Annotated in this window: 24 protein-coding genes; 11 read left to right on the forward strand and 13 right to left on the reverse strand. The window is 68.9% G+C overall.

Annotated elements, in window-relative coordinates:
- Window position 1 precedes the first annotated feature (1 nt).
- Complete coding sequence (locus AC3EF3_RS04005; protein WP_488530861.1) at window positions 2–1,162, reverse strand: acyl-CoA dehydrogenase family protein; 1,161 nt, start codon at window positions 1,160–1,162, stop codon at window positions 2–4.
- Window positions 1,159–2,016 carry an HTD2 family dehydratase gene (locus tag AC3EF3_RS04010; protein WP_488530862.1) on the reverse strand — a complete coding sequence of 286 codons (858 nt, stop codon included), beginning with the start codon at window positions 2,014–2,016 and terminating at the stop codon, window positions 1,159–1,161. The genes AC3EF3_RS04005 and AC3EF3_RS04010 overlap by 4 nt, the downstream gene beginning before the upstream one ends.
- A gap of 86 nt (window positions 2,017–2,102) precedes the next feature.
- Here AC3EF3_RS04010 and AC3EF3_RS04015 point away from each other — a divergent pair, with 86 nt between their 5' ends.
- The 3 genes from AC3EF3_RS04015 to AC3EF3_RS04025 all read left to right on the forward strand — a co-directional run bounded on the left by AC3EF3_RS04015 (window position 2,103) and on the right by AC3EF3_RS04025 (window position 4,654).
- Window positions 2,103–2,999, forward strand: a complete 897-nt coding sequence (locus AC3EF3_RS04015; protein WP_488530863.1) for a LysR substrate-binding domain-containing protein — start codon at window positions 2,103–2,105, stop codon at window positions 2,997–2,999.
- Between the two features lie 115 nt (window positions 3,000–3,114).
- Window positions 3,115–4,191: an acyltransferase family protein gene (locus AC3EF3_RS04020; protein ID WP_488530864.1), complete on the forward strand. Its 1,077-nt coding sequence runs from the start codon at window positions 3,115–3,117 to the stop codon at window positions 4,189–4,191.
- A 28-nt stretch (window positions 4,192–4,219) separates the two neighbouring features.
- Window positions 4,220–4,654, forward strand: a complete 435-nt coding sequence (locus AC3EF3_RS04025) for a hypothetical protein (protein WP_488530865.1) — start codon at window positions 4,220–4,222, stop codon at window positions 4,652–4,654.
- A gap of 4 nt (window positions 4,655–4,658) precedes the next feature.
- Here AC3EF3_RS04025 and AC3EF3_RS04030 read toward each other — a convergent pair whose 3' ends face one another.
- The 11 genes from AC3EF3_RS04030 to hydA all read right to left on the reverse strand — a co-directional run bounded on the left by AC3EF3_RS04030 (window position 4,659) and on the right by hydA (window position 16,528).
- Window positions 4,659–5,564 carry a DUF5996 family protein gene (locus AC3EF3_RS04030; protein ID WP_488530866.1) on the reverse strand — a complete coding sequence of 302 codons (906 nt, stop codon included), beginning with the start codon at window positions 5,562–5,564 and terminating at the stop codon, window positions 4,659–4,661.
- Window positions 5,565–5,584: 20 nt separating this feature from the next.
- Entirely contained in the window at window positions 5,585–6,355 is a 771-nt protein-coding gene (locus AC3EF3_RS04035) for a fumarylacetoacetate hydrolase family protein (RefSeq protein WP_488530867.1), read from the reverse strand.
- A gap of 27 nt (window positions 6,356–6,382) precedes the next feature.
- Window positions 6,383–7,363 (reverse strand): TRAP transporter substrate-binding protein, encoded by a 981-nt coding sequence (locus tag AC3EF3_RS04040; protein ID WP_488530868.1) that lies wholly within the window; start codon window positions 7,361–7,363, stop codon window positions 6,383–6,385.
- A gap of 11 nt (window positions 7,364–7,374) precedes the next feature.
- Window positions 7,375–8,571, reverse strand: a complete 1,197-nt coding sequence (locus AC3EF3_RS04045) for a citrate transporter (protein WP_488530869.1) — start codon at window positions 8,569–8,571, stop codon at window positions 7,375–7,377.
- A complete protein-coding gene (locus AC3EF3_RS04050) occupies window positions 8,568–9,980 on the reverse strand; it encodes an amidase (RefSeq protein ID WP_488530870.1) in 1,413 nt (470 codons plus the stop codon). Before AC3EF3_RS04050 ends, AC3EF3_RS04045 begins: the two co-directional genes overlap by 4 nt.
- Complete coding sequence (locus tag AC3EF3_RS04055; protein ID WP_488530871.1) at window positions 9,980–11,272, reverse strand: TRAP transporter large permease; 1,293 nt, start codon at window positions 11,270–11,272, stop codon at window positions 9,980–9,982. The genes AC3EF3_RS04050 and AC3EF3_RS04055 overlap by 1 nt, the downstream gene beginning before the upstream one ends.
- Complete coding sequence (locus tag AC3EF3_RS04060; RefSeq protein ID WP_488530872.1) at window positions 11,269–11,919, reverse strand: TRAP transporter small permease subunit; 651 nt, start codon at window positions 11,917–11,919, stop codon at window positions 11,269–11,271. Before AC3EF3_RS04060 ends, AC3EF3_RS04055 begins: the two co-directional genes overlap by 4 nt.
- Complete coding sequence (locus tag AC3EF3_RS04065; RefSeq protein WP_488530873.1) at window positions 11,916–12,962, reverse strand: TRAP transporter substrate-binding protein; 1,047 nt, start codon at window positions 12,960–12,962, stop codon at window positions 11,916–11,918. The genes AC3EF3_RS04060 and AC3EF3_RS04065 overlap by 4 nt, the downstream gene beginning before the upstream one ends.
- Window positions 12,963–13,006: 44 nt before the next feature.
- A complete protein-coding gene (locus tag AC3EF3_RS04070; RefSeq protein WP_488533732.1) occupies window positions 13,007–14,239 on the reverse strand; it encodes an MFS transporter in 1,233 nt (410 codons plus the stop codon).
- Window positions 14,240–14,342: 103 nt separating this feature from the next.
- The gene (locus AC3EF3_RS04075) at window positions 14,343–15,098 is read right to left on the reverse strand and encodes an aspartate/glutamate racemase family protein (protein ID WP_488530874.1); all 756 of its coding nucleotides are present in this window, start codon (window positions 15,096–15,098) and stop codon (window positions 14,343–14,345) included.
- Window positions 15,095–16,528, reverse strand: coding sequence for a dihydropyrimidinase (gene hydA, locus AC3EF3_RS04080; RefSeq protein WP_488530875.1), 1,434 nt, complete (start codon window positions 16,526–16,528; stop codon window positions 15,095–15,097). The genes AC3EF3_RS04075 and hydA overlap by 4 nt, the downstream gene beginning before the upstream one ends.
- 278 nt (window positions 16,529–16,806) lie before the next feature.
- Between hydA and AC3EF3_RS04085 the strand changes: the two genes are divergently transcribed.
- The 8 genes from AC3EF3_RS04085 to AC3EF3_RS04120 all read left to right on the forward strand — a co-directional run bounded on the left by AC3EF3_RS04085 (window position 16,807) and on the right by AC3EF3_RS04120 (window position 25,380).
- Window positions 16,807–17,541, forward strand: a complete 735-nt coding sequence (locus AC3EF3_RS04085) for a maleate cis-trans isomerase family protein (RefSeq protein WP_488530876.1) — start codon at window positions 16,807–16,809, stop codon at window positions 17,539–17,541.
- Window positions 17,542–17,618: 77 nt separating this feature from the next.
- Window positions 17,619–18,326: a GntR family transcriptional regulator gene (locus AC3EF3_RS04090; RefSeq protein WP_488533733.1), complete on the forward strand. Its 708-nt coding sequence runs from the start codon at window positions 17,619–17,621 to the stop codon at window positions 18,324–18,326.
- A 78-nt stretch (window positions 18,327–18,404) separates the two neighbouring features.
- The gene (locus tag AC3EF3_RS04095; RefSeq protein ID WP_488530877.1) at window positions 18,405–19,628 is read left to right on the forward strand and encodes a pyridoxal-phosphate-dependent aminotransferase family protein; all 1,224 of its coding nucleotides are present in this window, start codon (window positions 18,405–18,407) and stop codon (window positions 19,626–19,628) included.
- Between the two features lie 4 nt (window positions 19,629–19,632).
- On the forward strand, window positions 19,633–20,547 hold the full coding sequence (locus tag AC3EF3_RS04100) for a LysR family transcriptional regulator (RefSeq protein WP_488530878.1): 915 nt from the start codon (window positions 19,633–19,635) through the stop codon (window positions 20,545–20,547).
- Between the two features lie 76 nt (window positions 20,548–20,623).
- On the forward strand, window positions 20,624–22,393 hold the full coding sequence (gene gcl, locus AC3EF3_RS04105) for a glyoxylate carboligase (protein ID WP_488530879.1): 1,770 nt from the start codon (window positions 20,624–20,626) through the stop codon (window positions 22,391–22,393).
- A gap of 14 nt (window positions 22,394–22,407) precedes the next feature.
- A complete protein-coding gene (gene hyi / locus AC3EF3_RS04110; protein WP_488530880.1) occupies window positions 22,408–23,214 on the forward strand; it encodes a hydroxypyruvate isomerase in 807 nt (268 codons plus the stop codon).
- Window position 23,215: 1 nt separating this feature from the next.
- Complete coding sequence (gene glxR / locus AC3EF3_RS04115) at window positions 23,216–24,118, forward strand: 2-hydroxy-3-oxopropionate reductase (RefSeq protein ID WP_488530881.1); 903 nt, start codon at window positions 23,216–23,218, stop codon at window positions 24,116–24,118.
- On the forward strand, window positions 24,115–25,380 hold the full coding sequence (locus tag AC3EF3_RS04120; protein ID WP_488530882.1) for a glycerate kinase type-2 family protein: 1,266 nt from the start codon (window positions 24,115–24,117) through the stop codon (window positions 25,378–25,380). The genes glxR and AC3EF3_RS04120 overlap by 4 nt, the downstream gene beginning before the upstream one ends.

The following is a 25,380-nucleotide window of genomic DNA, read 5'->3' on the forward strand; positions in this document are numbered from 1 at the left end:
GCTAGAAAGAGCGGGGCAGGCCGAGCACGTGTTCCGCCACGTACGACAGGATCAGGTTGGTCGAGATAGGCGCCACCTGATACAGCCGCGTCTCGCGGAACTTGCGCTCCACGTCGTATTCGGCCGCGAAGCCGAAGCCGCCGTGGAACTGCAGGCAGGCATTGGCCGCTTCCCAGCTCGCCTTGGCGGCCAGGTACTTCGCCATGTTGGCCTGCGTGCCGCAGGGCTCGTGCGCATCGAACCGGCGGCAGGCTTCCCAGCGCATCAGGTTGGCGGCTTCGACCTCGACGTAGCTTTCCGCGATCGGGAACTGCACGCCCTGGTTCTGCCCGATGGGGCGGCCGAACACGACGCGGTCCTTCACGTAACGCGTCACGCGGTCGATGAACCAGTAGCCGTCGCCGATGCACTCGGCGGCGATCAGCGTGCGCTCGGCGTTCAGCCCGTCGAGGATGTACTTGAAGCCCTGGCCTTCCTGGCCGATCAGGTTCTCCGCGGGGATTTCCAGGTTCTCGAAGAACAGCTCGTTGGTCTCGTGGTTGACCATGTTCGGGATCGGCCGCACGGTCATGCCGTGGCCGATGGATTCGCGCAGGTCGACCATGAAGATCGACATGCCTTCGCTCTTTTTCTTCACCTCGGCCAGCGGCGTCGTGCGCGCGAGCAGGATCATGAAGTCCGAGTGCTGGATGCGCGAGATCCACACCTTCTGGCCGTTGACGACGTAGCGGTCGCCCTTCTTCACGGCGGTGGTCTTGATCTTGGTGGTGTCCGTGCCGGTGGTGGGCTCGGTCACGCCCATGGACTGCAGCCGCCACTCGCCCGACGCGATCCTGGGCAGGTACTTCTTCTTCTGCGCCTCCGAGCCGTGGCGCAGCAGCGTGCCCATGTTGTACATCTGGCCGTGGCACGCGCCCGAGTTGCCGCCGGCGCGGTTGATCTCTTCCATGATCACCGTCGCTTCCGAAAGGCCCAGGCCCGAGCCGCCGTATTCCTGCGGGATCATCGCGGCCATCCAGCCGGCCTTCGTCAGCGCGTCGACGAACGCCTCGGGATAGGCGCGCTGCTCGTCGATCTTGCGGTGGTATTCGTCGGGGAACTGCGCGCACAGGTCGCGCACCGCATCGCGGATGTCCTGGTATTTGTCCGTCTCGTGTTTCATGCCTCGATCTCCGCGCTGGCCTTCATCGTCAGCCAGCCTTCATGGTCTTGCGCCCACAGGGCGATGGTGTGGCCGTCCCGCCTGCCGCGCACGCGCATCGGGTGGCCGTCGAACGTCGGGCGGATCGCCTTGAACTCGAAGCGCTTGATCCGCGCATCCGGCAATTCGCGCCGCACCAGGTCCACGAGCAAGGTCGCGATCAATGGCCCGTGCACGATGAGGCCCGGGTAGCCTTCGACTTCGGTCACGTACCGGCGGTCGTAGTGGATGCGGTGGCCGTTGAAGGTGAGCGCGGAATAGCGGAACAGCAGCACGTCGTCGGGCACGAGCTCGCGCTGCCACTGCGCGTCTTTCGGCGCGGCCACGGGGGCGGCCGGCGCCTCGCCCGGCCGGGGCGCGTCGCGGTAGACGATGTCGTGTTCCTCGGTCAGCGCCACGCCCTGCGCATTGCGCAATTCGTGAACGACCGTGACGAACACCAGCTCGCCGCTGCGCCCGCTCTTGTGCGAGACCGATGCGATGCGCGACGTGCGCGTGGCCGCCTCGCCGACGCGCAGCGGGTTCGCGCTGTTCCATTCGAGCCGTCCGCCCGCCCACATGCGGCGCGGCAGCGGCACCGGCGGCAGGAAGCCGCCGCGCTTCGGATGGCCGTCCGGGCCGATCTCGCTGGCGCGGGCGGCGGGCAGGAAGTACAGCCAGTGCGCCAGCGGCGGGACCGGCGTTGCCTTCGCGGGAAGCGGATCCTTGCGGTCCAGCGTGGCCGCGAGCGCGCGCAGCGGCGCGGCCGTGATGTCGTCGTGCAGGGTCTCGGTGCGGCCGACCCAGGCCTGCAGGGAAGGGGGGGTGTCGGGCATGGGCGCGATGGTCGCGCGATTCACGCCAAGGCACAATGCGCGAATCCGGAAACCAGCCTTCGGAGATTCCGAAGGCTTGCGGCTTCATGCAATTCGACCTGACGGACCTGCGCCTGTTCCTGCTCGTGGCCGAGGAGGGCAACCTCACGCGCGCGGCGACGCGCCAGCACCTGTCGCTGGCCGCGGCCAGCGCGCGCATCAAGTCGCTGGAGGCGCAGGCCGGGCTGCCGCTGCTCTTCCGCGAAGCCCGGGGCGTGCGGCTCACGCCCCCGGGAGAAGCCTTCCTGCACCACGCCCGCGAGGTGCTGCGTGAAACCGAGAAGCTCAGGCGCGACCTGCACGAGTATGGCGGCGGCCTGCGCGGGCACGTGCGGGTCTTCGCCAACACCACGGCCGTCACGGATTTCCTGCCCGAGATCCTGCCGGGGTTCCTCGCGGCCAATCCGCGCGTGAACGTGGACCTTCAGGAAAAACCGAACGCGGAGATCGCGCGGGGCGTGCACGACGGCCGCGCCGACATCGGCATCGTTGCCGGCGAGATCGACACGCTGGGCCTGCAGTCCCTTCACTTCAGCACCGACCGGCTCGTGCTCGTGACGGCGCGCGACCACCGGTTCGCGAAACGCAAGCGCATCGCGTTTGCCGAGACCCTGGGCGAGGACATGGTCGGCATGCATCACGGCAGCACCTTGCAGAGCTTTCTCGAGCGCCAGGCCGACAAGGCGGGCAAGCCGATGCGCCTGCGCATCCAGTTGGGCAGTTTCGATGCGATGTGCCGCATGGTGGGCGGCGGCGTCGGCGTGGCGATCGTCCCGGAGAGCGCGGCGCGCCGCAACCTGCAGGCGATGAAACTCGCGCAGATCGAGCTCACCGATGCCTGGCGCGTGCGTGAGCGCTACATCCTCATGCGCGACCGCGAGGCGCTGCCCGCGTATGCGAAGGACCTGGTCGAGCGCTTGTGCGCCCACTACGGCGGCAAGTGATCGGCCTTGCACGCGGTCACGCTAGCTTGCAAGCGGTTGCCCGGTCGCGTTGAGCCACTCGGACAGAATGGCGCCTGGTCGATGGGAGGGGGCTCTCGAGAATCAGGAGCCTCAATTGCTGAATTCCTTGCAGGCGGGACGTGCGATCGCCGCCACGGCGGTCGTCGCGTTCCATCTTTCCGGCATGATGGGCGAGCCGCGCTATGGCGGCAACGCCGTTTTCGACGCGTACATCTCGCGCGGCAACCTGGGCGTGGATTTCTTCTTCGTCCTGTCCGGGTTCATCATCCTGTTCGCGCACGAGAAGGACATCGGGCGCCCCGCGCGCTGGCGCGAATTCGCCAGGCGGCGCTTCGTGCGGCTCTACCCGGTCTACTGGCTGTACACCGCGCTCTTTGCGGCGGCCTTCGTGCTCTTCGGCGGAACCGTGGCGAAGGTGCCCACGGGCCTCGCCGACATCGCCGGCACGATTTCGCTGGTCCGCTTCTCCGCCGTCGAGCCGCCCCTGCCCGTGGCGTGGTCGCTCTTCCACGAGGTCGCGTTCTACGCGCTGTTCATGCTGCTGATCCTGAACCGGCGGATCGGGTTGGTCGCGTTCGTGGCGTGGGCCGCGTTGTGCCTGGCCCTGTTCCACCACATCAACGCCGCGCCGCCGACCCCGCTGAGCGCCTACACCGCGTTGTGTAACCTGTGGTTCTTCTTCGGCATGGGCGCGTACCTGCTCTACAAGCGGATGCGCACCGGTGTCGCGGCCCTGGTGATCGGCGCGGCGATCCTGCTCGTGTCGGCCACCTTCGACAACCTGGACCACGTGCTGTGGCCCTTCCTGCTGGTCGCGGGACTGGCACTGGTGGTCGCCGGGGTCGGGCGCATCGAGGCACGCGGATGGCTGCACTGCCCCGCGTGGCTGGTCTATGTCGGCAACGCCTCGTACACGATCTACCTGGTGCACGAATCGTTCTCGGGACTGCTGCTCAAGGCCGCGATGAAGGCCGGCGTGTACTCGGCGCTGCCGCGCGAAGCGATCTACCTCATCGTGCTGGCGGCCACGATCGTGCTCGGGTGCGCGGCCTATGCGTTCGTCGAGCAGCCGCTGTTGCGGCGGCTGTCGCGGCCCCGGCGCGACGCCGTATCGTTACGCGCCGTAGCGTCTGCAACCGTGGCGCACCCCGGCGGGCAGCCCGCTCCATGAACATACGAATGTCCTCTAGGAGCCCGTCATGCCATCCCGGATCGCGGCCTTCAGGCTGCTTGCCATCGCCTCACTGGCGGCCGTCCTGGCCGGATGCGGAGGCGGCGACGGCGAAGTCAGGTCTTCCCTGCAGCTCGGCGTGCTGGTGGAGGGCCAACCGCGGCCCGCGATCGTGCCGGGCCAGGCGGTCAGCCTGTCGATCCTGGCCGGCCAGTCGCTCGAGCTGGATGCGAACGAGCCCGTGCAATGGGCCTTCAGCGTCAACGGAAGTCCCTTGTTCGCGTCCGGCACGACCGTCATCGTGCAAGGCGTGACCATCACGCAGCTGGACCTGAGTCCCTCGCGCGTGGTGCTGGACACGACCTTCACCGGCCCGACCCAGCTGCCCATCTTCGTGACGCTCACCGCCACCTCGACCATCGACCTGGCGGAAGTGGCCACGGTGGACCTGGTGATCGACTGACGGGCTATCGCTCGAGCTGCGCGGCGTCCCATTCGCGCAATGTCGCAGCGGCGCGGTAGGTACTCTCCATGAACGCGAGCAAGGTGGCCTGCGGGTCGGCGCTGGTGCGCACGGCCTCGTAAGGCAGCACGAACTCGCCCAGCGTCGCGTCGAAGCGTGCGGCGGCAGGCTCGATGCGCTTGTCTGCCAGCCCCTGCGCCGCGGGCACGACGTAGGCATAGAAGATCGCCTGCGGCACGCGCGGTCCGCCCGGCCAGTCGCCGCCCGGCCAGAAGCCGTGCGAAATCACTTCGTGCGAATACGCCTCGGCCAGTACCGCGTCCTGCGGCGGATTCGGGTTGGGACGCCCGCAGAAGCGCGATACCGCGAGGTCGAATGCGCCCCAGAAGAAATGCGACGGGCTGCTCTTGCCGACGAAGCGGCCGCGATGGATGCGGAACACGCGGTCCACCTGCATGAGGATGCGATGCAGGCGCGTGACGGCGTCGCGGTCGTAGGACGCGTGATGCCGGTCTTCATCGAGCGGTGTGCGATCGCTGACTTCGGACGGCACCGGATTGAACTTCGCCTGCACACCGATGGAGGCCAGGCACTCGAGCGTCCCTGCATGGAAGTCGGCCACGGCCATCGGCCGCAAGGCGAAGCCCGTCTCCGTACCGTCGGCGCAGTGCACGTTCAGGCGATGCGCGCAGAAGTCCAGCGTGAGGCTGAACACGCGCGACCCTTGCGCGAGCGCCGGCGTCGCGAGCCCGCGCGAGGTGACGGCGAGCGTGGTGTGCCACCAGTGGTTCTGCGACGGCGCGAACGCGAGGCAGAGCTTGCCCAGCACCTGCGTGAAACGGTGGACGGTGAGGTAGGTGGGCTCCCACGCCTCGAGCGGCAACGCGGGCCAGTCGCCTGATGCGGACATGGCCCTCACTGTACCGCGCGTCAGAACTGCACAGTTGCTTCGCCGATGCCGTCGAACGCCACCCGCAGCCGGTCGCCTGCCTTCACGGGCAGCGCGCCGCACCAGGTGCCCGTCGTGACGATCGTGCCCGCGGGCAGGGAATCGCCGGACCGCGTGACGTGACGCAGCCACGTCGGCAGCACCCAGGTCGGCTCGCCCAGCAGGTGCGAGCCGGTGGAGCGGTGCACCTCCTGCCCGTTCACTTCCACCAGGCACGACTGCTTCGCCCAGTCGCGCGCCTGGAAGGGAATGAAGTGGCCGAGTACCAGCCCCTCGTGCGACTGCAGGTCCGCGAGCTTGAGCAACGCCGGCGCTTCCAGGGCCTGCACCCAGCGCGAGGCCACGAGCTCGATCGACACGGCCATGGCCTCCACGTACGCGAGCGCTTCCTCGTTGCCGAGTCGCGCGCACTGCTGCGGCGTGATCGGGCCGCGCAGGCGCAACGCGACCTCCGCCTCGATCCACAGTGGCGTGCGCAGCGTGCGGGCCGCATAGGCGGCGGGAGCTTCGCGCACGCCGCGCGGGGGCAGGGGCGCGTGGGTCAGGGGCTGCGAGCGCGAGGGGCCGCCGGATTTCCAGTACAGCGGCACGCCCGGCGGCAGCTCGTGGGTGCGCGCGAAGACCTCGGCTTGCACGTCGTAGGCCTGCGCCGCATCGTCGAGCGCGGTGGCGAATTCGCGCGCGTCGAGCACGGCGCCGTGCTGGCGGGCGCTGGCGAGCGCCTCGGAAAGTTTGGCTGCAGAAGGTGTCATAGGGATCGTATTCTGAGGGCAGTCGGCTCAATGGGCCGCGCGAAGCGTGGCATCCACCAGCTCCTTGCCGACCTTCTGGCGGACCAGGTCCACCACCCCTTCGGTGGCCTTGAGCATGTCGTTGCGGAACGAGGGGCGTACCGGTTCGAACTGCATGCCGCGCTTGCCCAGTTCGACGATGGCGCCCATGTCCTCGCCCGCCGCCGCGGTGCGTTGGGCGAGGACGGCCTTGTCGGCGGCGGCCTTGATCAATTGGCGCTGCGATGCCGCGAGGGCGTCGTAGCGGCGCTTGTTGGCCACCAGCACGACGAAGTCGAAGAAGTGCGACGTGTTGGCCAGGTGCCGCTGCACCTGGTCGAAGTTGCGGTCGCGGATCACGGCGAACGGGTTTTCCTGGGCATCGAGCTGGCCGCCTTGCAGGGCGCCGTAGACCTCCTTGATGTCCAGGGTCACGGGCTCGGCCCCCAGGGCCCGGAAGGTCGCCAGGTGGATCGGGTCGGGCTGCAGCCGGATCTTCAGCCCCTTCAGGTCGGCCAGGCTGCGCACCGGCCTGCGGCTGGTGAGCTGGCGCGGCCCGAGCTCCATGAAGCCCAGCAGCTGCAGCCCCTGGCCGGCCATGCGGTCAGCCAGCAGGCCCCCCAGCTCGCCGTCCACCACCTTGAACGCATGGGCGCGATCCGAGAAGAGAAAGGGGATGCCCAGCACGGCCAGCTCGGGCACGGTGCGCGACAGGTAGGCGGTGGACACCCAGGTCATGAACAGCTCGCCCTTGCGCACCTGCTCCACGTTGTCCTGGGCGCCGCCCATCTGCATGCCCGGAAACAGTTCGACGGACAGCTGGCCCTGCGAGCCCTTGTCCACGTCGGCCTTGAATTGCGCCATGGCGACGCTGCTGGAGTGAGCTGCGGGAAAGTTGCCCGCGATGCGCAGGGGCTCGGCCTGCGCGCCGGCCCAGGCCAGCGCCAGCACGGCAAATCGCGCCAGCCAGCGGCGGGAAAGAAGGTTCATGGAGTGTTTCATCAGTCGGGTGCCCATCCGAGGGCGAGCAGCATCGCCGTGAAGCCGAGCACGTAGGCGATGGCCACATGCCAGCCGCATTTGAGCCAGGCGGCGACGGAACGGCCCTGCGGGTACATGGTGCACAGCGCGACACCCGCCGACGAGCCGAACCAGATCATCGAGCCGCCGAAGCCGACCGAGAAGGCCAGGAAGCCCCAGTCGTAGCCGCCCTGGCGCAGCGCCAGCGCCGTGAGCGGGATGTTGTCGAACACCGCGCTCACGAATCCGAGGCCGAAGGACGCGGGCCACGACGCCGCGGGGAGCGCCTTCACCGGCATCATCGCGGCGCAGAACACCAGCGACAGCAGGAACAGCGATCCGCGCAGCGCGCCGGGCATGAGGCTCCACGTCGGCGCGCGCCAGCCGGCGGTGAGCAACAGCGCGGCCCAGACCGCCAGCCCGATGACGGGCCATTCGGTGAGCACCTGCGGATGCCGCAGGTTGAAGTACACGTTCGCCGCGATCGCCGCGGCCAGCATGAGAGCGACGATGGCCAGGCGACGGAAATCCAGCACCACGTTCGGCGGGTTGTCGCGAGCGATCGGTTGATACGCCTGCTGCTGGCGCGCGGCGACGATGCCGAAGAACGAGAGCGCGACCACCGCGCCGATCATCGCTTCGGCGACCTGCCCCGGCCGCACGCCGGCGATCCACATCATGGTCGTCGTCGTGTCGCCCACGACGCTGCCCGCGCCGCCCGCGTTGCTGGCCGCGACGATCGCGGCGAGGAAGCCGACGTGGAGCCGGCCGCGGTACAGCGTGTGCGCCATCGCGCCGCCGATCATGGCGGCCGCGATGTTGTCGAGGAAGCTGGAGATGACCGCGATCAGGCCCAGCAGCACGAAGCCGCCTTTCCAGTCGTCGGGCAGCACGCGCGGCAGCAGGTCGGTGATGCGGCTGCGCTCGAAATGATCGGCCAGCAGCGCGAACCCGAGCAGCAGGCCCAGCAGGTTGGCGAGCGTGACCCACTCGTGCGCGAAGAGGGCGGCGAGCCCGGAGACTCCCGGCACGCCGGCGAAGTCGCCGAACAGGATCTTGTACAGGCCGATGACGATCATCCCCGTCACGGCCACGTAGAGCGTGTGGTGATGGAACACCGCCACGCCCAGCAGCGTGAGCGCGAAGAGGACGAAGTCGATGGGGATCCCGCCGATCATGGCGTCGTCCGGAACTCGGGCCAGCGATCGGCCCAGGGTTGGATCGCCTCGAACTCTTCACCGAGACGCAGCAGGAGATCGTCGGCGCCAAAGGGGCCGACGACCTGCATGCCGATCGGCAGCCCTTCCCTCGACGGCGCACAGGGCAGCGCCAGACCCGGCAGGCCCGCGGCATTCACCCAGCCGGTGTACACGGCGTGGCCGCGGGGATCGACAGCCTTGCCGTCGATCACCGGCGGATAGGCCTCGGCGGCGGGCCAGGGCAGGGCCGCGGCGGAGGGCGTGACGATCGCGTCGATGCCCTCGAACAGCCTCGCGCTGGCACGGCGCAATTGCCGCACCTGTTCCACGATCTGCCACAGGCGCGCAGCGGGCAGTTTGCGCCCCTGTTCGGCCATCTCCAGGTATTTCGGCGAGGCCTGCGCGGCCCAGTCGGGATGCGCGTCGAACAGGCGGGCCAGTCCGATCTGCCCGATCTGCGGCCAGGCTTCCGTATAGAAGCCCAGGTCCAGCGGCAGCGGGCCCTCCTCGACGCGATGGCCGAGCGCGGCGAGCTTTTCCACCGCGGCCCGCACGCTCGCGGCGATCTGCGGATCGAGCGGCGCATCGCCGAAGCGCTCCACGTACAGGATGTTGAGCGGCGTGTTCCGCTGCGGCTGCGATGCTGCATACGCCGCCGCGAGTGAAAGCCGGTCCACCGGGTGCGGGCCGCGCATCACCTCGAACAGCAGGCGCGCATCGGCGACCGTGCGCGCGAGCGGCCCGATCACTTCGAAGTCCAGCAGCAGGCTGGGCAGCACATGCTCGCGCGGCACGATGGCGAGCGACGGCTTGAGCCCGACGACGCCCGCGTGCGACGCGGGCCGCCGGATCGAGCCGCCGCCGTCCTGCGCGATCGCGAGCGGCGCGATGCCCGACGCGACGCAGGCAACGGCGCCGCCGCTGGAGCCGCCGGGCGTGAGCGCCGGGTTCCACGGGTTGCCCGTGACGCCGAAGATCGGGTTCGCCGTGTAGCCCTCGAGCGCGAACTCCGGCACGTTGGTCTTGCCGAGGACGATGGCGCCGGCGGCGCGCGCACGCGCCACCGAGAATTCGTCCTCGCCGGTGCACCAGTCGCGCAGCGCACGCGTGCCCCAGGTCGTGGGCAGGTCACGCGTGTACAGGCTGTCCTTCACGGTGAACGGAACGCCGTCGAGCGGCGACAGCGCGCGGCCGCTCGCGTGGCGCTGCTGCGAGGCGCGCGCCTCGGCCAGCGCCGCGTCGTCGCGCCGCGCGATCACCGCGTTGAGCTTCGGGTTCACCGCTTCGAGGCGCGCGAGGCCCGCCCGCACGGCCTCGACCGGGCTCACGCTGCCGTCGCGATAACGGCGCGCGAGCTGCGAAGCGGAAAGTCGCCAGATTTCCGTCATCACATGTGCGCCGGCAACCAGGTCACCAGCGCCGGGACGGCCATCAGCAACAGCGTGAACAGGATCATGATCACGGCATAAGGCAGTGCACCCCAGATCGCGTCCTCGATGCCGCCCTTGTCGGGGCGGATGCCATGGACGACGAACAGGTTCATGCCCACCGGCGGCGTGATCAGGCCCAGCTCGCACATCAGCACGATGAAGATGCCGTACCAGATCGGGTCCACGCCCAGCGCGGTGGCGATCGGGTAGGTGATCGGGATCGTGGCGACCTGCATCGAAAGCACGTCCATGAACATGCCCAGGATCAGATAAAAGACGATCAACGCGAGGATCAACCCCGTTGCCGACAGGCCCAGGCCCGCCACCCACTTCGTCATCGCCTCGGCCACGCCGGTCAGGCTGATGGTGAGGTTCAGGATGAAGGCCGCCGTGATGATCAGCAGGATCATCCCGCTCACGCGCGCCGTGGAGATGAAGCAGGTGCGCATCACCTCCCACGACATCTTGCCCGACTGCCACACGAAGAAGAGGGCCGCCATCACGCCCAGTGCCGCGCTTTCGGTCGCCGTTGCGATGCCGAAGTACAGGCTGCCCATCACGATGCCGAAGACGATCAGCGGCGGCACGAGGTACGACAGCGTGCGAATGCGCTCGTCAAGCGGCACCACCGGTTCGCGGATGGGCTTGCCGCCCAGCACGTTCGACAGGTAGATGTACAGCATGAAGCAGCCGGTGAGCAGCAGGCCCGGGATGATGCCGGCGATGAACAGCTTGCCGATCGAGTTGTTCGTGAGCGAGCCGTACACGATCATGTTGACCGAGGGCGGGATCAGGATGCCCAGCGTGCCGCCGGCCGCGAGCGACCCGAGCGAGGCACGCATCGGGTAGCCGCGTTTCTGCAGCGAGGGCAGGGCCACCGTGCCGATGGTCGCCGCCGTGGCCACCGACGATCCCGAGGTCGCCGCGAACAGCGCGCAGCTGCCGATGTTGGTGTGCAGCAGGCCGCCGGGCAGGCGCCCCAGCCACGCCGACAGCGCGACGTACATCCGGTCCGCGATGCCCGAGCGCAGCAGCAGCTCGCCCAGCAGCACGAACAGCGGCACCGAGGTGAGCAGGCTGTCGTTCTGCACGCCCCACACCACCGGCGCGATCGAATCGAGGAAGGGCGTCCCGTAGGCGGCGATGCCGCCGATCACGCCGATCGCCGCCATCGAGGTGGCGATGGGCATGCCCAGCAACATCATGCCCAGCATCGCGAAGAACGCGAGCGAGATCATGCCGATGTTCATCGTTGTGCTCCTTCGGCGGCCTGGCGCTGCGCCAGGTCGTCCAGTTCTTCCTTGAGTTCTTCTTTCGCGCTCTTGGGATGGAAGTCGCGGTTGATGGTGTCGATCTGCCCCCCGAACAGCAGGCTCGTGCCGCGCAGGGCGTAGGCACAACAGAGCAGCGCGAAGATCACGAGGCCCGCGTACCAGACGCCTTGCGGCCAGATCAGCGGCGTGGCCCAGGGCGTCTGCGCCGTGCTGTGGTACTGCATCGTGTCGGCGATCACCTTCTCGGCCACCCAGGCGATGAAGACGGCGAACACCGCGAGCGACATGATCGAGATCCAGTTGATCACGGCCTGCGCGCGCGGGGACAGCTTCTCGTGGAACACGTCCACGCGGATGTGGTTGCGGCCCATCAGCGCCAGGCTGAAGGCGATGGTGGAGCCCACCGCCAGTGCGTAGCCGCCGAGTTCATCCGCGCCCTGCAGCGAGAAGTTGAACAGCTTGCGCGAAAGGGTTTCGACCGTCACCCAGGCGGCCAGCCCGAGGAAGATGACGCCGAAGACGGTGGCCAGGGCCGATTCGATCCGCTCCTTCGCAGAGAGCTTGCGCGAATCGGCGCTCGCGGCGCGCGCCATCAGGTTGTCGTGCCCGACGACTGAGCTCATTTGACCCCCAGCACGGGTCCGACCGTGGCCATCCACTTCTTCGAGCACTCGGGGTTGGACTTGTCGCACACCTCGGTCCAGGCCGGCAGCGACACCTTCTTCACCGCGCCATGCACCAGCTCCATGTCGGAGGCGGCCGGCGCCACGGTCGTGAGCTTGAACTTCTTGCCCGTCGTGCAGGGTTCCTTGCCGGCGTTGCAGTTCAGCGCGTCCTGGAACAGTTCTTCCGAATACTTCCAGATCTCCTCGGTCAGGCCGTCGAACGCGGCCTTCAGCTTCGCCTGCTGGTCGGGCTTGAGGCGGTTCCACGCCTTCAGCGAGATGCCGTAACCGTTCAGCGCCATCTGGAACGCGATCGGCATCTGGTGCGTCGTCACTTCAGGCCAGCCCGCCGAGTTCGCCGAGCTGGGACCGGTGATCGCGCAATCGACCATCCCCAGCGACAGCGACTGGTGCGTGTCGGCGAAGGAGATCGGCACCGGCGTGCCGCCCACCAGCTCGATGAACTTGGCGAGGTTCTGGTCGTATACGCGCACCTTCATGCCCTTGATGTCGGCGAGCTTGGCGATGGGCTTGTTGCAGAACAGGATCTGCGGGCCGAAGGGCCACACGCCCAGCAGCTTGACCTGGAACTGCTGCTGCAGGCGCGCGTCGATCGTGTCGAAGTAGGCCTTCGCCACCTTGCGGCCCGTGGCGTAATCGGGCGAGGCACCCACCAGGTCCAGCCCCAGGATGGTCGGCTCGTCGCGCGAGTTCTGCGAGACACGCAGCGACACGATGTCGAACAGGCCCGCCTTCATCACGCGCAACTGCTCGGTGTCCTTCAGGCCCAGCGTGTCGATCGGTTTGTAGTCGACGTCGATCGGCAGGCCCGTCTTCTCGGCGAAGTGCTCGAAGAAGGGCTGCTCCTTGTTCTTCTGGATCAGGCCCGTGGCCAACGGCTGGCCGATGGCCTTGAACTTGATGCGGTCCTGCGCATGCGCGGGTGCGCCGGCCAGCGCCGCTGCCGCAAGGGCGGCGGCGATCAGGTGTTGCAACTTCATGGAGAAGCTCCTTTCGAGCGAGGTGGGTGGAAAGGGATGGCGCCTCAGACCGGCAGCTTGCGGCTGTAGTCGATCAGCAGGGTGGAACACACGAACAGGCCCGCGCCCGCGGCAGCGAACAGCATCAGGGCGAGGTCATAGGAGCCGGTGGCCTGCACGATCACGCCGACCAGGATCGGCACGCCGATGCCGGCGCAGTTGCCGCCCAGGTTCATCGTGCCGCCCAGGAAGCCGACGCGGTTGCGCGTGCCCAGGATCGAGGGGATGCACCAGAACAGGCCGCACCAGCGCAGGAAGAACAGCGTGACCGACAGCAGCACGACCACGGTGACCGGGTCCTTGAAGCGCGCCACGTTGTAGATGGCGATGGTGGCGATCACCGAGGCGATGCCGAACAGGGTGCGCAGCACGCGCGACTGCGAGGCGCCGGCGGCCTTCCACTTGTCGGCGATCCAGCCGCCCACCATCTCGCCGACGAAGCCGGAGAAGAACATGATGAACACGGCGCCGCCCATCTGCTTGATGTCCAGGCCGTGCACCTTGGACAGGTAGGTCGGCATCCAGGTCAGCAGGCCGTAGAACAGCGCGTTGAAGCACATCCAGCCGAAGAACATGCCCCACACCGAGCGGTACTTGAAGAAGTCCAGCACCTTGCCGCTCGCGTTGGCCGGTTCGGCCGCGTGGTCGGCTGCGTGCGATGCCTCGATGTAGGAGGCCTCCGCCTCGTTCACGCCCGGGTGCTGGCGCGGGTGGTTGCGGATGTACCACCAGGCGAAGAAGCCCGCGACCATGGTGCCGACGCCGGCCACCACGAAGGACGTGCGCCAGGAGTCGAAGTGGGCGATGAGGCCCGCGATGATCAGCGCGCCGAGCGCCGCGCCCAGCGGTGCGCCGCCATCGAGCAGGGTGGCGCCGCGGCCGCGCTCGTTCTGCGTCATCCAGATGCCATTGAGCTTGCCGCCGGCCGGGTAGATCGGCGCTTCGGCGGCGCCCAGGCCCAGCCGCGTGACCAGCAGGCTCATCCAGCCGGTGCAGACGGCGGCGATCGCCTGGAAGAAGCCCCAGCCGAGCGTCGCGCCGGCGATCACCGAGCGCGGACCGTACTTGTCGGCCAGCATGCCGCCGGGAATCTGCATGAAGGCATAGGTCCAGAAGAAGGACGAGAGCAGCAGCCCTTGCACGGCGGGGCCGATGTCGAACTCCTTCGCGATCAGCGGCATCGCCACCGACAGCGACGCGCGGTCGATGTAGTTGATCGAGATGAGCAGCAGCATCATCAGGAAGATCTTCCAGCGCACCTTGGTCTGCGCTGGGGAGGCTGTGGCCGCGGCGGCCGGGTTCAGGGGGATCGAGCTCAAGGGGATATCTCCGGTATTCGGTTCAGTGGGATGGGTGGCCGGCCGCGAGCAGCTTCTGCAGCGCGGGCGACAGGCCCTGGTTGGGTTTGAGGGGGGGCGGCGCGAAGCTTCCGAGGCGCGCTCGCCCCGGTTGCAGCGCCACGAGGCTCTCGGCATGGCGCACGGCGCTGGAAACGCCGTCGACCACGGGCACGGGCAATTCGCCCTTGATCGCGCGCGCCAGGCCGGCGAGCGGCGCGCCGGCGAGCACGATCGCCTCGGCGCCGTCCTCGCGCACCGCGCGTTCGGCCAGCGCCTTCAACGCATCGGCGTGTTCCTGCTGGATGCCGCCGATGCTCGAGAGCGGGCGGTCCAGCGCACGAATGCTCGCCAGGCGCGCGCCGAAGCCGTAGCTGTCGACGACTTCGCGGTACCACGCCTGGATGCGTTGCGAGATCGCGATGATCGAGAAGCGGTGGCCGAGCAGGTGCGCGCTGGCGAGCGCCGCTTCGGTCAGGCCCGTGACGGGCACCGGCAGCACTTCGCGCAGGCCCGCGAGGCCCGGGTCGCCGAAGGCGGCGACCACCACGGCGTCGGCATTCGCGCAATGCTCGGCCGCCAGTTCGGCCGTGGCGTAAGCGCCGACCAGCGACTCGAAGCGCGTCTCGATGTAGGCGACGCCGAAGCGCGCCGTCACGACCTGCACCTGCGTGTCGGCCGAGGCGCTGCGCATCGCTTCCTGCCGGATCAGCTCGGACACGCTCTCGGAGATGTTGGGATTGATCAGCAGCAGCTTCATCGCGTGCTCCCGCCGCGGCGCGGCTGCAAGGTGGGCGCGCCGCAGCGCAGGAAGCGGCCGTGGCCCGCGCGCCCGGTGAACTCGCGGCCGTCCCACACCACCTCGCCGCGCGACAGCGTGAGTGCCGGCCAGGCGCGCAGGGTGCGGCCTTCGTAGGGCGTGTAGTCGACCGCGTGATGCAGGTCGGCGTTGCGGATCGTGCGCTCGCCTTCCTGCCAGATCACGAGGTCGGCGTCGGCGCCGACGGCGATCGTTCCCTTGCGCGGGTGCAGGCCGTAGGCCTTGGCCGGATTGGTGGCGGTGAGCTCGACGAACTTGTTCAGCGAGATGCGCCCGCCCAGCACGCCTTCCGAATAGAGCAGCGGCATGCGCGTCTCCAGGCCCGGGATGCCGTTGGGGATGTGGCGGAACGCGACTTCCTCGCCGCCGGGCTTCTTGCCTTCGGGTGCGTCGTACTTGAAGGGCGCGTGGTCCGACGAGAACACGGTGAAGAGGCCGTCGGCCAGGCCGTCCCAGATCACTTCCTGGTTGGAAGCGTCGCGCGGCGGCGGGCTGCACACGCAGCGTGCGCCGTGGTAGCTGTCGTCGATGCCGAGGTCCTCGGCGGTGAGGAACAGGTACTGCGGACAGGTCTCCGCATAGACCTGCAGGCCGTGGCCGCGCGCCCAGCGGATCTGCTCCACGGCTTCGCGGCCCGAGACGTGCACGATGAGGATGGGCACGTCGACCAGCTGCGACAGCGCGATGGCGCGGTGCGTCGCCTCGCGCTCGACCAGCATCGGCCGCGCGTGCGCGTGAAAGCGCGGCGCGGTGCGGCCCGCGGCTTCCAGCCGGCGCGTGAGCCATTCGATGCAGTCGGCGTTCTCGGCATGCACCATGGCCATCGCGCCGTGGCTGCGCGCGACATCCAGCACGTCGAGGATCTCGCCGTCGCCCAGCTTGAGGTCGTCGTAGGTCATGTAGATCTTGAACGACGTGTAGCCCTCGGCGATGAGCGCCGGCAGCTCCTCGCGCAGCACCTGCGGCGTGGGATCGCTCACGATCAGGTGGAACGCGTAGTCGACGTGTGCGCGGCCCTCGGAGCGGTGGTGGTAATCGAGCACGGCGGCGCGCAGCGACTGGCCCTTGGCCTGCGCGGCGAAAGGGATCACCGTCGTCGTGCCGCCGCAGGCGGCCGAGCGCGTGCCCGTGGTGAAGTCGTCGGCCATGCGCACCGGCGGCTCCATCGGCTGGTCCAGGTGGCAATGCGCATCGACCCCGCCCGGCGTCACGACGCGGCCCGCCGCGTCGATCTCGCGCGCGCCGGCGGGCAGGGCCTCGCCCAGCTGGGTGACGCGGCCGCCGCGCACGCCGATGTCGGCGTGGAAGGTGTCGGCAGCGGTGGCGACCAGGGCGTTGCGGACCACCAGGTCGAACTGCGGCTCAGCCACCGGCCGCCCCCCGCCGCACTCTCCCGGTGCGGCAAATTACCTGCCTTTGTGCATACATCATTGTCGACAATCGTGTTCGGTGCGAATCGCGCTTCATTCGGTCTACTTCCTTCGGTCCTGCAACAACCGGACCAGCTCGGCGGACGCCGGCCGGACCGGACCTCGGGGCTCACTATCGGCGATCGGCGACAGAATTCCGTCAGTGTTTACACCAATGTCGACAAACAAGCGTGTAAATTGTCGAACACAACGATCGTTTCTGGTCCATACTCCGCTCCATGCAGACCACGACCCGCCCGATCCGGCTGGGGGTCCTGACCCCCTCGTCCAACACTGCGCTGGAGCCTCTGACCAGCGCTATCGTTGCCACCGTGCCCGGCGCCAGCGCGCACTTCTCGCGCTTCAAGGTGACGGAGATCTCGCTCAGCGCCCGCGCGCTCGGCCAGTTCGACGACACCCACATCCTGGCCGCCGCCGACCTGCTGGCCGATGCCAAGGTCGATGCGATCGGCTGGAGCGGCACCTCGTCGGGCTGGCTGGGGTTCGACGCCGATTGGCGGCTGTGCGAGCGCATCCGAGAGCGCACCGGCATTCCCGCGACCACCGCGGTGCTCGCGCTCAATGAATTGCTGGCGCTGCGCGACGTCCGCCGGCTCGGCCTCGTCACGCCCTACACGGCCGACGTGCAGGAGCGCATCGTGCGCAACTATGCGCAGCAGGGCATCGAGGTCGTGGCGGAGCGCCACCTGGACATCAGCGTCAACCACGAATTCGCCTTGGTGCCGCCGCCCCGCCTGCGCGAATTGATCGGCGAAGTGGCGCAGGCCTCGCCGCAGGCGATCACCACCTTCTGCACCAACCTGCGCGCGGCGCCGCTCGCGGGCGAGATCGAGCGCTCGCTCAACGTGCCGCTGCTGGACACCGTGAGCACCACGGTGTGGGGCCTGTTGCGCGCCGCGGGCGCATCGCCAGCCGCCGTCGAAGGCTGGGGGGAGATGTTCCAATGGAATTGAAAGGCCATCGCGACCACGCGCATTCGCATGCGCACCCGGTCGATACAATCGACCGCGACCGCAGTCACCCCCCATCCATGCCCGCCGCATCGCGCAAGAACGCAGCCCCCCGCAACGAACGCGAGAAGAGCGTCGACGAGATCTACGAGCGGATCTACGTCGCCATCCTCGAGCACCGCCTGCAGCCCGGCACCAAGCTGGGCGAGGAGCGCATGGCCGACATCTTCGGCGTGAGCCGCGCGCGCATCCGCGAGGTGCTGGCCCGCCTGGCGCACGAGCAGATCGTGGAGCTGTTCCCGCAGCGCGGCGCGTACGTCGCCAAACCCACCATCGAGCAGGCGCGTGACGTGTTCGAGGCGCGGCGCCTGATCGAGCCGGCGGTGCTGGGCCGCCTGATCGACACGCTCACGCCCGAGAAGGTGAGCCGCCTGCGCCAGCACAACGAGCTGGAAGCGGACGCGCATCGCCGCAACGACAAGCGCGCGGTGATCCGCCTGTCGGGCGAGTTCCACACGCTGGTGGCGGAACTCGCAGGCAATTCGGCGCTGGCGCGCAGCATGCGCGAGCTGTGCATGCTCACGTGCCTGACGATCTTCCTGTACGACGCGCCCACGGCGCAGAGCTGCCGCAACGACGAGCACCAGAAGATCGCGGAGGCGGTGGCCAAGAAGGACCGCGCGCGCGCCGAGAAATTGATGCTGGACCACCTGGACCACATCGAAGGCAGCCTGAAGCTGGACAACAGCAACGGCGAAGCCGACCTCGAAGCGATCTTCAAGGCCTGATCCGGGCCACCCCTGCCTCCGCGCCGCGGCATGCGGCGCCCATTCATATACCGCCCTTCACCGGAGGAGACAACCACCATGCTGCAACTCGACTTCCATCCCGCGGGCCGCCACTTCCTGCAGATCCCCGGCCCCAGCCCCGTGCCCGACCGCCTGCTGCGCGCGATGTCGTATCCGACCATCGACCACCGCGGGCCGGAGTTCGGCGCGCTCGGCCGCTCGGTGCTGCAGGGCATCGCGAAGATCTTCCAGACCAGGCACCCCGTCGTGATCTATCCGGCCTCGGGCACCGGTGCGTGGGAGGCGGCGCTGGCCAACACCTTGAGCCCCGGCGACAAGGTGCTGATGTACGAGACCGGCCACTTCGCGACGCTGTGGAACAAGATGGCCCTGCGCCTCGGGCTGCAGCCGGAGTTCCTGGGCCTGCCGGGCATCGAGGGCTGGCGCCGCGGCGTGCAGGCGGACATGATCGAGCAGCGCCTGAAGGCCGACACGAAGCGCGAGATCAAGGCCGTGTGCGTGGTGCACAACGAGACGTCCACCGGCGTCACGTCGGACATCGCCGCCGTGCGCCGCGCGATCGACGCCGCGGGGCATCCGGCCCTCTTCATGGTCGACACCATCTCGGGCCTGGCCTGCGCCGACTACCGCCACGACGAATGGGGTGTGGACGTCACCGTCAGCGGATCGCAGAAGGGCCTGATGCTGCCGCCGGGGATCAGCTTCAACGCCGTGTCGCCCAAGGCCATCGAAGCGAGCAAGGCCGCGAAACTGCCGAAGGCCTTCTGGGCCTGGGACGAGATCACCGAGTCCAACCGCACCGGCTACTGGCCGTACACGCCCAACACCAACCTGCTGTACGCGCTGCACGAAGCCGTCGAGATGCTGCTGGAGGAAGGGCTGCCCAACGTGTTCGCACGCCACGCGCGCCTGGCCGAGGCGTGCCGCCGCGCGGTGCGCGCGTGGGGCCTGGAGATCCAGTGCGTGGACCCGGCCGTGCACTCGCCGGTGCTCACGGGCGTGATGACGCCGGAGGGCGTGAATGCCGATGAAGTGCGCCAGCTGGTGTACCGCCATTTCGACATGTCGCTGGGCATGGGCCTGGGCAAGATGAAGGGCCGCATGTTCCGCATCGGGCACCTGGGCGAATGCAGCGACCTCTCGCTGATGGCCACCTTGTCGGGCTGCGAGATGGGCCTGCAGCTCGCGGGCGTGCGCCTGCGCGAAAGCGGCACGGTGGCCGCGATGGACTACCTGCGCTCGTCGAGCCAGCCGCGCGACCGCGCCCCGCGAGAACGGTGACGCCGTGGACCGCCTGCAGGCCATGGAGGTGTTCGTGCGCGTCGTCGAGACGGGCAGCTTCTCGCAGGCCGCGCGCGAGTTCTCGATCACGCAATCGACGGCTACCAAGCAGGTGGCGCTGCTCGAAGACCGGCTGAAGGCGCGGCTGCTCAACCGCAACACGCGCGGTGCGAGCCTCACCGAAGCCGGTGCGCTCTTCTACGAAAGGTGCAAGGCGATCCTGCGCGATGTCGAGGAAGCCGACGGCGTCGTGCAGCAGCGCCAGACGCAGGCGCAGGGACTGCTGCGCATCGGCAGCTCGGTCGCCTTCGGCCGCCGCGTCGTCGTGCCGCTGGCGCTGGAGTTCATGGCGCAGCACCCGCAGGTGCAGGTGGACCTCTCGTTCGAGGACCGCTACACCGACCTCGTCGCGCAAGGCATCGACGTCGCGGTGCGGCTCGGCAAGCTCGCCGATTCCAGCCTGGGGGCGCGCTTCCTCGGCGTGAACAGCTGGCTGATCGTCGCGTCGCCCCAGTACCTGCGCGAACACGGCGCGCCGCAAACCGCGGCGGAACTGTCCCAGCACCCGACGCTCATCTACAGCAGCGTGCAGGGCCACGACCTGTGGCGCGTGCACACGCCCGGCGCCACCATCGAAAGCGTGCTCGTGCATGCCAAGCTGCGCTCGAACAACCTCGCCGCGGTGCACGCAGCCGCGCGCCAGCACATGGGCATCGCCGCGCTGCCCTGGTACATCGCCTCCGATTCGCTCGCGGACGGATCGCTGGTGCCCGTGCTGCCGGGCCACAGCCTGCCCGAGCAGGAAATCCACGCCGTCTATCCCTCGCCGAAGCTCGTGCCCGCGAAAGTGCAGGCCTTCATCGCCTTCCTGAGCGGCCGCTTCGAAGGCGAGTGGTGGCGCCATTCCGCGCGCGAATAGTTCATATCGCCGCGACTGGCGTTCCCTTGCGCGCGCTGCGCCGGAAGAATCGCTCCCAACACAAGGAGCGAAACGAATGGCACGAATGAAAGCAGCGATGGCCGCCGTGCTGGTCATGGAACGCGAAGGCATCACGCAGGCCTTCGGTGTGCCGGGCGCGGCCATCAACCCGCTGTACGCGCAACTGCGCGAGCGCGCGACGATCTCGCACGTGCTCGCGCGGCACGTCGAAGGCGCCTCGCACATGGCCGAGGGCTACACGCGCGCCAGGGCCGGCAACATCGGGGTGTGCATCGGCACGTCGGGCCCGGCTGGCACGGACATGATCACCGGGCTGTACTCGGCCAGCGCCGATTCCATTCCCATCCTGTGCATCACCGGCCAGGCGCCGCGCGCGCGCCTGAACAAGGAAGATTTCCAGGCGGTGGACATCGCGTCCATCGCCAAGCCCGTGACCAAGATGGCCGTCACCGTGATGGAGCCGGCGCTGGTGCCGCGCGTGTTCCAGCAGGCCTTCCACCTGATGCGCTCGGGCCGCCCGGGCCCGGTGCTGATCGACCTGCCGATCGACGTGCAGATGGCGGAGATCGAATTCGACATCGAGACCTACGAGCCGCTGCCGATCTACAAGCCGGCCGCCACGCGGGCGCAGGTCGAGCACGCGCTGGCGATGATGAACACCGCCGAGCGCCCGCTCATCGTCGCGGGCGGCGGCATCATCAACGCCGACGCGTCGGATCAGCTGGTCGCCTTCGCCGAAACCTGCGGCATCCCGGTGATCCCGACGCTGATGGGGTGGGGCGCGATCCCCGACGACCACGCGCTGATGGCCGGCATGTGCGGCCTGCAGACCTCGCACCGTTACGGCAATGCGACCATGCTCGCGAGCGACTTCGTGCTGGGCATCGGCAACCGCTGGGCGAACCGCCACACCGGCTCGCCCGAGGTGTACTGCAAGGGCCGCAAGTTCGTGCACGTGGACATCGAGCCGACGCAGATCGGCCGCGTGTTTGCGCCGGACTACGGCATCGTCTCCGATGCGAAGGCCGCGCTCGACCTGTTCGTCGAGGTCGCGCGCGAATGGAAGGCGGCCGGCAAGTTGCGCGACCGGTCGGCCTGGGCCGCCGAGTGCGCGCAGCGCAAGCGCGATCCGCGCTTCGGCCGCCGCAGCGACCTGGACAACGTGCCGATGAAGCCGCAGCGCGTGTACCAGCAGATGAACGAGGCGTTCGGGCGCGACGTGACCTATGTGACCACGATCGGCCTGTCGCAGATCGCGGCCGCGCAGTTCCTGCACGTGTACGGCCCGCGGCAGTGGATCAACTGCGGCCAGGCCGGGCCGCTCGGATGGACCATCCCCGCCGCGCTGGGCGTGCGCGCCGCCGACCCGCAGCGGCCCATCGTCGCGATCTCGGGTGACTACGACTTCCAGTTCATGCTGGAGGAGCTGGCCGTGGGCGCGCAGTTCCGCCTGCCTTACCTGCACATCGTGGTGAACAACAGCTACCTGGGCCTCATCCGCCAGGCGCAGCGCGGCTTCTCGATGGACTACTGCGTGCAGCTGTCGTTCGACAACCTCAACATGCCAGACGACGAGCCCGCGCGCGGCTACGGCGTGGACCACGTGAAGGTGGTTGAAGGCCTGGGCTGCAAGGCCGTGCGCGTGCACCGGCCGGAGGAGCTTGCCCCGGCCATCCGCCAGGCGCAGGCCTGGATGGCGGAACACGAGGTGCCGGTGGTGATCGAGGTCGTGCTCGAGCGCGTCACCAACATCTCGATGGGCGCGGAGATCGATGCCGTCGCCGAATTCGAGCCGGTGCCTGAAGTCGATTCCCTCGCCGCCTGAACGCAAGGACCGTCATGCCGAAATTCGCCGCCAACCTCTCCATGCTGTTCACGGAGGTGCCGTTCCTCGAGCGCTTCGAGCGCGCCGCACGCGCGGGCTTCCGCGCGGTGGAGTTCCTCTTCCCCTACGACCACGCCCCGGAAGACATCCGCGCGCGCCTGGAGGACAACGGCCTGCAGCTCGTGCTGCACAACCTGCCCGCCGGCGACTGGGCCGCGGGTGAGCGGGGCATCGCCTGCCATCCGGCGCGAGTGCAGGAGTTCCGCGCCGGCGTCGAGCGCGCCGTGCAATACGCCACCAGGTTGGGCGTGCACCAGCTCAATTGCCTGTGCGGCAAGGCGCCGGCGGGCGTGGGCGGCGGCGAGCTGCGCGCCACGCTGATCGCCAACCTGCGCTACGCCGCCGACCGGCTCGAAGGCGCGGGCCTGCGGCTGCTGGTCGAGCCGATCAACACCTTCGACATCCCGGGCTTCGTGGTGAGCACCACCGACGATGCGCTCGCGCTGATCGACGACGCGGGATCGCGCAACATCTACCTGCAGTACGACATCTACCACGCGCAGCGCATGGAAGGCGAGATCGCCAACCGGCTCGCGAAGCACCTGCCGCGCATCGCGCACGTGCAGATCGCCGACAACCCGGGCCGCGGCGAGCCCGGCACCGGCGAGATCAATTACGCCTTCCTGTTCCGGCACCTCGACCGCATCGGCTACGAGGGCTGGGTGGGATGCGAATACAAGCCCACCACGCTGTCCACGGAGGAATCGTTCCTGTGGCTTTCGGCGATGGTGGAACACGACCTCGAAGAAGTGGAGCAATGACATGACACACGAGCCGCAGAAGATCGGCTTCATCGGCCTGGGCATCATGGGCGCGCCCATGTGCCGCCACCTGATCGACGCCGGGCACCAGCTCTTCGTGCACACGCACGGGGCTATGCCCGAGCAGATCGCCTCGACCTCGGCCAAACAATGCACCTCCGGCCGGGCGGTGGCCGAGAGCGCGGACATCGTCATCGTGATGGTGCCCGACACGCCCGACGTGGAGCAGGTGCTGTTCGCCGAGCAGGGCGTCGCGGCCGGCCTTTCGCGCGGCAAGGTGGTGGTGGACATGAGCTCCATCTCGCCCGTCGCCACCAAGGAGTTCGCGCGCCGCATCGGCGAGCTGGGCTGCGCCTACCTCGACGCACCGGTCTCCGGTGGCGAAGTGGGCGCGCGCAACGCCACGCTGTCGATCATGGTCGGCGGGGACGCGGCCGTGTTCGAGCGCGTCAAGCCGCTGTTCGAGAAGATGGGTCGCAACATCAGCCTGGTCGGCGGCAACGGCGACGGGCAGACCGCGAAGGTGGCCAACCAGATCATCGTGGCGCTGAACATCGAAGCCGTGGCCGAGGCGCTGCTCTTCGCGGCCCGCGCGGGCGCCGACCCGGCCCGCGTGCGTGAAGCGCTGATGGGCGGCTTCGCCGCGTCGCGCGTGCTCGAGGTGCACGGCGAGCGCATGGTCAAGCGCACGTTCGAGCCGGGCTTTCGCATCCAGCTGCACCAGAAGGACCTGAACCTCGCGCTCGGTGCCGCGCGCCAGCTCGGCGTCGCGCTGCCCAACACCGCGACCACGCAGGAACTGTTCAACGCCTGCGCGGCCCATGGCGGGTCGGGCTGGGACCATTCGGCGGTGGTGCGCGCGCTGGAAAAGCTCTCCAACTTCGAGATCGGCGCGAAGGCGTGAAGCAGCTGCTCACCGGGTTGTTCGAGGCGGCGGTGGCGGCCGCACAGCCGCAGCGCCTGATCGCGGGCGCGCTGCCCGAGCCGCCGCGGCGCGGGCGCACCATCGTGATCGGCGCCGGCAAGGCCTCGGCCGCGATGGCGCGCGAGTTCGAGGCGCACTGGCCATCGCCGCTCACGGGCCTGGTCGTCACGCGCTACGGCTACGGCGAACCCTGCGAGCGCATCGAAATCGTCGAGGCCGCGCATCCCGTGCCGGACGAAGCGGGCGCGCGCGCCGCCGCGCGCATGCTCGACCTCGTGAAAGGCCTCACGTCCGAAGACCTGGTGATCTGCCTGCTTTCCGGCGGCGCATCGTCGCTGCTGCCCCTGCCGCTGGCGCCCGTGACGCTGACGCAGAAGCAGGAGCTCGGCCGGGCGCTGCTGCGCAGCGGCGCGAGCATCGCCGAGATCAACTGCGTGCGCCGGCACCTCTCCGCGATCAAGGGCGGGCGGCTGGCCGCGGCCTGCCATCCGGCGCGCGTGGTCACGCTCCTCATCTCCGATGTGCCGGGCGACGTGCCGGCCGACATCGGCTCGGGTCCGACCGTCGCCGATCCGACCACCTGTGCCGACGCCCTCGCGGTGCTCGCGCGCTATCGCATCGAGGCGCCGCGCGAGGTGCTGGCGCTGCTCGAATCCGGCGAAGGCGAATCGGTGAAGCCGGGCGACCCGCGGCTGGCGCGCAGCGAGCTGCGCATGCTCGCCACGCCGCTCGCCGCGCTGGAAGCCGCAGCCGATCACGCACGCCGTGCAGGCATCACGCCGGTGATCCTCGGCGATGCGATCGAGGGCGAGGCGCGCGAAGTCGCCAAGGCGATGGCGGGCATCGCGCTGCACGCGGCGCGCGGCCAGGCGCCGTTCGACTTGCCGTGCGTGCTGCTGTCCGGCGGCGAGACGACGGTGACCGTGCGCGGCCCGGGGCGGGGCGGGCGCAACGTCGAATTCCTGCTGTCGCTCGCTCTCGCCTTGCACGGCGATGCGCGCATCCATGCACTGGCGGCCGACACCGACGGTGTCGACGGCATCGAGGAGATCGCGGGCGCCTATGCCGGCCCGCTCACCTTGCGGCGTGCCCAGGCGCTGGGCGTGTCGGCCGAACGGGCGCTCGCCGCCAACGACGCGCATTCCTTCTTCGAAGCGCTGGGCGATTCGGTCGTGACCGGACCGACGCGCACCAACGTCAATGATTTCCGCGCGATCCTCGTCACGCGGACGGAGCACTAG

The sequence above is a fragment of the Ramlibacter sp. GS1-15 genome (genome assembly GCF_057785015.1).